This is a genomic window from Vibrio sp. 03_296, assembly GCF_002265885.1.
In genome coordinates this window covers 1-1295 of record NZ_NPKW01000829.1, presented here as the reverse complement: position 1 = coordinate 1295, position 1295 = coordinate 1, and the positions used below count along the sequence as shown (strand labels likewise).

The window sequence follows — 1295 nt, the reverse complement described above, 5'->3', positions numbered from 1 at the left end:
CGATTTTCTTCCAAAAAAAAGCGACTACGACTCCAAGGAGTCGTAGCGCCGTTGCTTTCTCTGCAATTACCGCCGTTGATAATTGAGATTCGCCATTCAACAATGTGTCTAACTAAAAATGTGTCTAACTAAAACTATTCCATTAGAACTATTCAATTAGTGTGCCAACGAAATACTCACCATAAATCAGCATGTTATCGTTGTATTCTTGGCGACTTACCACAATGCTGCTTTCATTTAGTGCACCTCGCACCAATKKCACTTTTTTCTCTTACCCCCAAGTAGTAGAACAACCTTACAGTGTGCTTAACGTCGCAATCACGTTCTTCGCAACTTGCAACATGGGTTGGCTGGTTTGCATCGCGGAACGACGCATCGCTTGATTAGGCGGTTTCTTCATCCACTTGCTGAAATTTCATCATGTAGACCCTTTCGCTTTTTCAATCACTTTTCGCTCTTGCAATTTGTCATTTAAAAGCGCCACTTTCTCCTCCACCAGTAAGTAACTTTCTCTCAGTTGCGCGGCGTAGTCGATCCAAGGCGCTAAGGGCAAGGTGCTCTTTCTGTAAGAAACACACAGTCGTGGCAATCTTTTAACTGATTGAATTGTTGAGCAAAAACTTGGCGAAACAAGACCAACACCTGGCCGCTTTTGTTGACGGCAATACTCAATGATCAACCGCACTTCGGCGCAAGGGGCGGACCACCCGACGACAACGCAGCTTTCAGGTTCTCGCCGCAGGATGTGTTCCAATTGCCCAAGCTGACACCCCAGTACTTGGTCATACTCTTTTGCCAATCGCTCGGCTAAATGCGCTTGTTGTGTTAATGAATCGCAGCAAACAATCATCGTCCTTTGATAAGGTTCTTTTCGTCATAGTACATTCCTTGTTCGTTTTCGTTATTTCACTATGACATAACAAGGAATGTGCCACCTTGGGGAACGGGCCCATCGATAGCGCACAAATAGCGCAAAAAGAACAGCCAAGGCAGACTGACCTTGGCTGTAAGGATTAATGGGTTCGTGGAAATGCGCTATTAGGATTTGAGCTCGCGACGGAAAAACTCCACGCTTCTTTGCCAAGCCAACTCAGCCTCTTCTGGCGCATAACGGGCGGTGGAGTCGTTATGAAAGCCATGATTGACCTTCGGATAGAGGAAAGCGTTGTAGCGAGCATTCATGGCTTTTAAGTCTTGCTCATAGTCAGGCCAAGTCGCATTCACTCGTTGGTCGAGTCGGCGAATGGAGTGAGGGCGCTTTTATGTCCGCTCGTAACGACTTTTCTGCGGGTGTG

At 46.5% G+C, this 1295-nt stretch carries 1 protein-coding gene and 1 pseudogene; both read right to left on the bottom strand.

Annotation, left to right across the window (positions count from 1 at the left end):
• Window positions 1-418: 418 nt before the first annotated feature.
• Window positions 419-850, bottom strand: coding sequence for an ANTAR domain-containing protein (locus tag CIK04_RS28210; RefSeq protein WP_325205942.1), 432 nt, complete (start codon window positions 848-850; stop codon window positions 419-421).
• A 188-nt stretch (window positions 851-1038) separates the two neighbouring features.
• Window positions 1039-1295 (bottom strand): annotated as a pseudogene (locus CIK04_RS28205) (dienelactone hydrolase family protein); the annotation flags it as partial.